Annotated in this window: 6 protein-coding genes; all 6 read left to right on the top strand. The window is 46.5% G+C overall.

Features of this window, described 5'->3' with window-relative positions:
* Positions 1 to 1,097 (top strand): phage portal protein family protein (locus tag HMPREF9304_RS12605; protein ID WP_081953725.1); only part of this gene is annotated, 1,097 nt, incomplete at its 5' end.
* A gap of 161 nt (positions 1,098 to 1,258) precedes the next feature.
* Positions 1,259 to 2,263 carry an LPD3 domain-containing protein gene (locus HMPREF9304_RS12600; protein WP_231564540.1) on the top strand — a complete coding sequence of 335 codons (1,005 nt, stop codon included), beginning with the start codon at positions 1,259 to 1,261 and terminating at the stop codon, positions 2,261 to 2,263.
* 267 nt (positions 2,264 to 2,530) lie between these two features.
* A complete protein-coding gene (locus HMPREF9304_RS12595) occupies positions 2,531 to 3,100 on the top strand; it encodes a phage virion morphogenesis family protein (protein WP_036929789.1) in 570 nt (189 codons plus the stop codon).
* Between the two features lie 424 nt (positions 3,101 to 3,524).
* Positions 3,525 to 3,767, top strand: a complete 243-nt coding sequence (locus HMPREF9304_RS12590; RefSeq protein ID WP_036929793.1) for a hypothetical protein — start codon at positions 3,525 to 3,527, stop codon at positions 3,765 to 3,767.
* A gap of 66 nt (positions 3,768 to 3,833) precedes the next feature.
* Positions 3,834 to 4,664, top strand: a complete 831-nt coding sequence (locus HMPREF9304_RS12585) for a DNA adenine methylase (protein ID WP_036929787.1) — start codon at positions 3,834 to 3,836, stop codon at positions 4,662 to 4,664.
* A gap of 25 nt (positions 4,665 to 4,689) precedes the next feature.
* The gene (locus HMPREF9304_RS12580) at positions 4,690 to 5,328 is read left to right on the top strand and encodes a thymidylate synthase (protein ID WP_036929785.1); all 639 of its coding nucleotides are present in this window, start codon (positions 4,690 to 4,692) and stop codon (positions 5,326 to 5,328) included.
* The last annotated feature ends 2,483 nt before the right edge of the window (positions 5,329 to 7,811 follow it).

Raw genomic sequence — 7,811 nt, 5'->3', positions numbered from 1 at the left:
GGAACGAGAGCGACGAGGCATTGCATTATTTCGACCAGTCGTGGTTCAAGCAGCTGTGCCGTCTCGCGCTTGATTCCGTATACTGGGGACACTCGCTCATTGAGCTGGGAGACATCGTGCAGGACGGCGACGGGTGCGCTTGCTATAGTGGCGTTAGGCTCATACCGCGCAAACATGTCATTCCTGAATATGGACGTGTCGTGAGCGACCTTGGGCAAAGCTGGAACACGGGAATTGATTACCGCAAGCCGCCGTTTTCCAGCTGGCTCATAGAGGCGGGACAGCCAGACAATCTCGGGTTGTTCTTAAAAGCTGCGCAGCACACTATCCCAAAGAAAAATATGCTCGCTTTCTGGGACACCTTCGGCGAAATTTTCGGCATGCCCATGCGCATAGCTAAGACTGCCTCGCGTGATAGCAAGGAGATAGACCGGTTGAACCGCATGCTCATCGAGGCAGGTGCCTCGCAGACCGCCGTCATGCCACTCGACACCGAACTTGAGTTTATCGAATCCACACGTGGCGATGCTTACAATGTCTACAACCAGCGCGTGGATCGCTCCAACTCAGAACTCTCGAAACTCATCATCGGACAGACCATGACCATTGAGGACGGAAGCAGCCTCTCGCAAAGTCAGACCCACTTGCAGGTGTTCCAAAACCTTGTGGAAGAGGATGCCGATATGCTCAGGGATATCATCAACAATCAGCTCTTGCCACGCATGGTGGCGCATGGATTCCCACTCGAGGGATTCCGATTCGACTGGGACTACTCCGTTGATTTCACGCCGGAGCAGCAGGTGGCTTACGAAACGATGGTGGCTGACCGATACGAAGTGGATCCGGCTTACTTCGCTGAAAAGTATTCCATGCCAGTGGGAGAGCGTAGGAACAACATGCCTGTAATGGAGCCACAGGAAGACCCGGACGACAATTCCCGTACTAACGAGAAAAATAAAACTCGTTCCGATTCTCAAGTGCAGCCGCAAAACAACGACGACCAAAAAGGGAAGAGTGATGGTAAGAAACAACAGCAAAAGAACGTACACCATTTTTTCGCCCAGGCCCCGCAGGACGGGGCTCATTTAGACTGGTAGTCAACGACCTCTACTATGGGCACGAAGGAAAGTGCTGCCTCGCATCGACCGAAAAGGGCTTTGCGATGTCCGACGAAGTCATCGAACGTGCACTTCACAACATCTACAGGCGAAACTTCAATCCAAAAACCGACATCGAGCCGGCATTCTTCCACGCGTTCGTGTCCACACTCAACACCGCTGCCGACAAGGGAATCAGACAGGCTCAAAGGCCAGAAGACGACTTTCTCAACGCGCTGCGACACAACACAGCCGTATTCGCAGCGTTCAAGACGCACCGGCTGCAGAACGATGTCGCACGGCAGCTCATGGATTCAAACGGCAATCTAAAGCCGTTTGAACGGTGGAAAAACGATGTGCAGGACATTACCTCACACCAGTGCAAGGCATGGCTGCGAACGGAGTACGACACCGCCGTGCTCCGCGCAAGGCAAGCTGCCAACTGGCAGCAGTTCCAGCGAGAGAAAGATGTACTTCCAAACCTCGAGTGGATGCCATCCACATCACCCAACCCGGGAGCAGACCACATGCCTTTCTGGGGAACTATACTGCCCGTTGACCACCCCTTCTGGGAACAACACAGACCGGGAGACCGATGGAACTGCAAGTGCGACTTGCGCGCCACCGACAAACCCACAACCACGGTGCCCGCCGACCCGGCAAACGCCCACGACCCCCAGCCGGGGCTCGACAGCAACCCAGGCCGCACGGCGCAGCTCTTCGAACCATCGCACCCCTACATCGCAAATGCGTACCCGGGGGCCAGAGAGGCCGTCGAGAAAGCAGTAAGAAAAGAGGAATTTCAGGAAATCAAGAAAGAGGCAAGGAAAACCCTGCAGGGAACAACAATTTCACACCCGAAATTAAAAGGGAAAATCAAAATTTCAAGAAGAAGTATTGACGAATGGACAAACCAGCCGCACATACACTATCAGGAAAAAAACTTGATGATACTCTCTATAGGGAAAGTACTTCAAAACGCAAAGTATCTTGGGAAAAAGACCGATGTGTCACAAAAGGCGGGAACCAAGTTCGTACACATTTTCGAAATTGAAATCAAAGCCGACAAGAGTTGGATCATCGTCAAGGAGTATCAAGATGGTAGCATCATGCTCTACAGCGTTTCTGATAGCCCGAATGTACTCATAGGACTAAACAAAAAATAGCCTCAATGTCACGGCTGGAAATACAATCCAGCATAGACGTCAAGACTATTCTCACCGCAAATATAAGTAATAATTTCAAAACAACAAAATAAAATGAAGAAGAAATGTGATAAAAAAAAAGAGGACGCTAAAAAACGCCCTCGGGTGGTACACGGCTTGCGCCCTGTCCCTAACTTCTTGCGAAGCTGATGCAAATGTACACATTATTTCTCAAACGCTAAACAAAATGAGGAAAAAACAGCAAATACAAATAAAAAAGCACCAACCATGACACCCCAGCAGTTTCTACAGCTCCTACAGCAGTATAGCCGCGAGATAGAGCATGCCAGACAACGCACCCTGCCCGTCAAGGTCGGACGCATGGCAAAAGACCACTTCCAGGACAACTTCCGGAAGGGTGGGTTCGTTGACGGGGGACTGCATCCATGGCAGCGCACGCACAGACAGCAGTACGCGCACGGGGCCGGCAAACAGTATAAGCCGCTCATGTCATCACGGCAGAGCCTCTACGGATCCATAGCCTATGCGCCCACCGACGCAGCCGTAACCGTAGGTACATCCGTACCATACGCCGACATACACAATTCAGGTGGAGACATCGTAGTAACAAAAAGAATGAAACGATTCTTCTGGGCAAAGTTCCGGGAGGAAAACGGAGACTCGTGGGCAAGGAAACACAAGAATTCCGAGGCCGACTTCTGGTACCACATGGCACAAAAGCCAGTAGGCTCAACCATACACATACCGCAGCGGCAGTTCATTGGAGAAAGCCGCGAGCTGGACAAGAAAATCGAAGAGGCCATTAACAAGGAAGTCGAAGACATCATAAGCAAATAAAAAAACGGACGGCTGACCTATGGCCAGCCCCCGCAGTCGACGAATCGGTAGTCATTAGCTACGGAATCGTCACTGCAAATATTGGAAATAATTTTTTAATTTCAAAGTATACAGAAGTAAGATTTCGGAAGAAGCTCATTGGAGTAATAATAAGCCATATTTTTCAACAAAAAGCTGGGCAAAGAATAATACAAACGATGCCTTTTATCACCATAACATTATTGATAAAACTATGAATGGTATAATGTTGTAAAGAAACATTCGGGGGAGAAAAATAAAAAGCCCCCGGCCTGTTAATAGTCATCTCACCTACATATTAAAGCAATACGAAGTACCGCACGACTGGGGGCCAATACCCTCGTTGCGGTACTTCTTTTTGCGTTTATGTAAGTGAGATATTGCAAAGATACAAAATATTATAATGATGAAGATAATTGAGGTCTTGAAATTTAACAGGGAGCTGATAAAAAGGCTCAAAATAGCGGGAATACGCCTGGAAGACGAAGAGTTTGTGGACTTATATACAGATTACACCAACTTGCTGAAGCGTGGGGAGAAAGTATCATATATTGTTGCCCTGCTTTCGGAAAGGTATGCGGTGAGCGAGCGTAAAGTGTACACACTCATCAAGCGATTCAAAAGTGACTGCAAACCGCTTGCAGTATGATTTGGTGAGATTGTTCTTCTGCTTCACCGAATATGACAACCTTTGTCGCACAAAATAAGTGCGATAATGAGAAAACAACATCTTTCAGCACCGCTTCCATTCCAGGGACAGAAGCGGATGTTTGCCCGGGAGTACATTAAGGTACTCCAGCAGTACCCTGACGGTACAACCTTCGTGGATTTATTTGGCGGCAGCGGTCTGTTGTCGCATATCGCCAAGTGTCAGAAGCCGAACTCCACCGTTGTGTATAATGACTTTGACGGCTATCGTAAACGGCTGGAAGCCTTACCCCAAACGAATGCCTTGCTTTCAGAATTACGGACAATAGTGGATGTGCCACGCCACAAGGCTATCATAGGTACACAGCGCGAACAGGTACTGTCGTGTATCCGCAAGCATGAGCGTACCCACGGGTATGTGGATTATATCACGTTGTCTTCATCTATTTTGTTTTCAATGAAGTATGCCACGGAATATTCAGACCTGGAGAAAGATACTTTATATAATAACATCAAGGGAGTGGATTACCCACCCTGCGACGACTATCTCGATGGGCTGACCATTACCTCCTGCGATTATAAGGAAGTATTTGAGCGTTACAAGGACGTACCTGGCGTTGTGTTCCTCGTCGATCCGCCCTATCTGAGCACGGACAGCAAGACCTACAGAATGTATTGGAAACTGTCCGATTACCTTGATGTGCTGACAGTTCTCGCTGGGCATAGATTCATCTATTTCACCTCGAACAAATCCTCCGTCATAGAGCTGTGCGACTGGATGGGAAATCACCCTAACCTTGGCAACCCTTTCAGGAACTGCCACCGCAAGGAGTTCAACGCTCACATGAATTACAGTTCGTCCTACACGGACATCATGCTCTATACGGATGTTGCTTGAATAACATTCTAATACCGTTTGAACGATGAACAAATACTATCAGATACTGAACAAGATCCTGGAACAAGGAAAAACTCAGACCAACAAGAAAGGCAATATCCGTTACGTGCTCAATGAGCAACTTTCATTGTCGCCTGCTGACTTGCTCGATATATTCGAGAGCCACGGCATAGCCAGAAAGAAACTGAAGAACGAACTCCAACTCTTTATGCAGGGTGAGCGGCAAGTGGAGAAATACCGCGAGGTAGGCATAAACTGGTGGGACTATTGTGGCTCCGTGCTCGTCAATAGTTATCCCACCTACTTTGAGAAGCTGCCGCCATTGTTAGCGAGGATAAACCGTGAGAAGCGGAACAGCAAGAATTATGTATTGTTCCTTGGTGAAACAGGTGCGGAGAGCAACCAGGCACCATGCCTCAGCCTTGTACAATTTCAAATTGACAAAGGTGAGCTGATATTGTCAGCCTACCAGCGAAGCAGTGATGCGAACCTTGGACTGCCAGCAGATATATACCACCTCTATCTCATGGCACGCCAGATAGACCTACCATTGAAGAACATCACACTGAATCTCGGAAATGTACACATATACGAGAACAATTTAGAGCGAACAAGGCTACTGCTTGATGGTGATGAGAACGTGAAGTTCGACTTAAATGTGTGAGATTTTTATGATTAAGAAACTTAAAACGCCCCAGAGTCTTCTGAGGCGTTTTTAAGTTATGTGTGGGGAAGTCGAAAAAAGAACATTTCGTTTTACGAAACACATCGCTTCGTTTTGTTTTTTCGGAACGTTTCGTTTTGCGGATTATAATTAGAGACAAAGATGGCAACATGTGGAAATCTTCAGCGCATTGGCGTGGCATGCACTGGACTGTGAACATGACNGTCAGGGAGTCTTGGAGTTCCAAGCAGGAAGTCTATTCAGAAGTGTTTGACTCCGAGTCTATGGATGAGAATACTTTCAAGAAAAGAATGGATAATCAGCTCAAATACTACAACAGCTTAGAGAGTGACAAAGAACCCTCTCAGCAAGTTGTTTACAAGTTAGGCTACGATGCTCCTAAATACTACACAATGGCAGATGAGAACAAGATGAAAGGTTGNAATTCCGCTGTGTTCTCCGCCAGCTGTGCCGACGGCTCTACCCTTGCAGAAGGGTCCTTCAACTGGAAGGAGAACGGTAATCAGGGAAAGCATCTGGAAGATCCCAAGTCAAAGAATTTTGCCATGGTAGCCTCTCCTAAGTCTGGCAACGATGATATCAAGATGCTGCAAAAAAAGAAGTTAGAATATCAAGCCGATATNAAGAATATTAATGAGCAAATCCGTTCCATGGATAGGGAGATGAGAGCCTTGATAGAGCAGATAAAACAAGCCAAAATGGCACATGATGAGAACAAGGTTTCCGAGCTACGTTCACNTTATGAAACCATTAGTAAAAATCAGGCAGCTTCAAAACGTCAGCTTTCGCAGATACAGTCTTATCTTGGTAAGATAAANACTGCCATATCAGAATATTATAAAGATCTTACTGAGGACAATGGAGATCCTTATCGTATTCCTGCAAACATGAGAGAATTAGAAGGGCTTTACAAGCTATCCTGGCAGGATGACGGAGAGTGGACCAATGGTGACAATAAATATATTTTCGTNCGTCATGCTTATTGTGCACAGGTAAAGAGTGAGGTAACTTACACCGCCACTCTCACGTTATCTCAACCTCCAAGTTATCTTATACCTTGGTTTGGATGGAATCTTATAAGGATTCACCGTGCCATATTGAGCGTCGACTACAAGCTCTCTGCTTCTTTTTCTTCAGAGAATATCATAGAGACTATGAAACTTGACGTGAANCTATCGGAGAAAGAGCGTGCAGCAAAGGTCAACGAGCGTCAAAAGCAATTGATGGAAGACATGCCTGACTGTTCTATTTCGGTAAGATACAACTATGCCAAGAACTTGGCAAANGAAGAAGACCCAGATGCCATTCANTTGCTTTGGGCCAGCGATCGTTTAGATGTGGCCAGAAACGTGGAATACCAACTTAGNTTAATCTATTCCCAGCTGGTTCTTTTGGAAAAAGTCATGAATGATCGTCAGACCATCAAGGATTTCTTGACCAATCACATCTTCAACCCCATTACAAGAAAGTCACGAGGAACTATTGCCGAGTATGCGCTGCAACGGTGGAACGATGCAAGTGACAAAGCCAAGAAGACTTCCGCAAGTACCTCTTTACAAAACAACACCACAACAGGCGAAAATTAAGACATAGCATAAATATAGAGAACATGAATAAATTGGTATACATATTGGTGATGAGCCTTTGTCTTCTATTTATTCCGAGTGAAGCCAAGGCATTGGATTTCCCGACCGACCCCGTCTCGTTGGAAGCAATGATCCATAACCACAAGACCGTCAGGGCTATGTTGGAATTGCGTACCCTTGCCGAGGAAGGCGTGATTANTTATCATGAAAAGAGTATGCACTCTATGGAAGATTACGCTGCGGTCAACAAGAAGTTGGACAAATATAGAAAGTGTTTCAATATTATCAACCTCATTTTGANCTCAACCGCCACTGGCTTCCATGCTTNTAACAGTTTTAANAGTTGCAAGAGTAATCTCGAAGCCTATTATGATCTATTGAATACCTACAACAAGGAAATCCTCCAACATGGAGCCATCTGGACAAGCGACACCATAATCATCAAAGCCAGTCAACGAGCCGTCGAGGGTGTTTATCATGGAGCTTCACAGCTATGGAAGTCCTACTCTGAATTAGCCGAAATTATGACTGGTGTAAGAAATTGTACCACTTCGGATTTAATGACCATTTTGGGTGATATCAACAATTCCATTGACGAGATAGACGNCAGCATCAGACGTTCCTACACGGAGTTATGGGCATATATGACTGTCCGGATGGGNTTTTGGAAAAAAGAAATATTCATGGCAANAAGCATCAAGGATATTGCCAACGATGCTTTGGGGCGTTGGCTTGGTAACTCCATCCAAGCATTTGAATGTCTGGAGCAACATCGCTCATTNCAACATGCCCCCTTAGGCGGTGGCGGNATCATCGGNGGCAGAAGCTGGCATTAAACATAAAAGAATACCTATCATGCAAAGAAATAGAATCATC

The sequence above is a fragment of the Hoylesella timonensis S9-PR14 genome (assembly GCF_000762405.1).
GTDB lineage: Bacteria > Bacteroidota > Bacteroidia > Bacteroidales > Bacteroidaceae > Prevotella > Prevotella timonensis_A.
The sequence above is the reverse complement of the archived record's forward strand: the minus strand, read 5'-3'. Positions and strand labels throughout refer to the sequence as shown.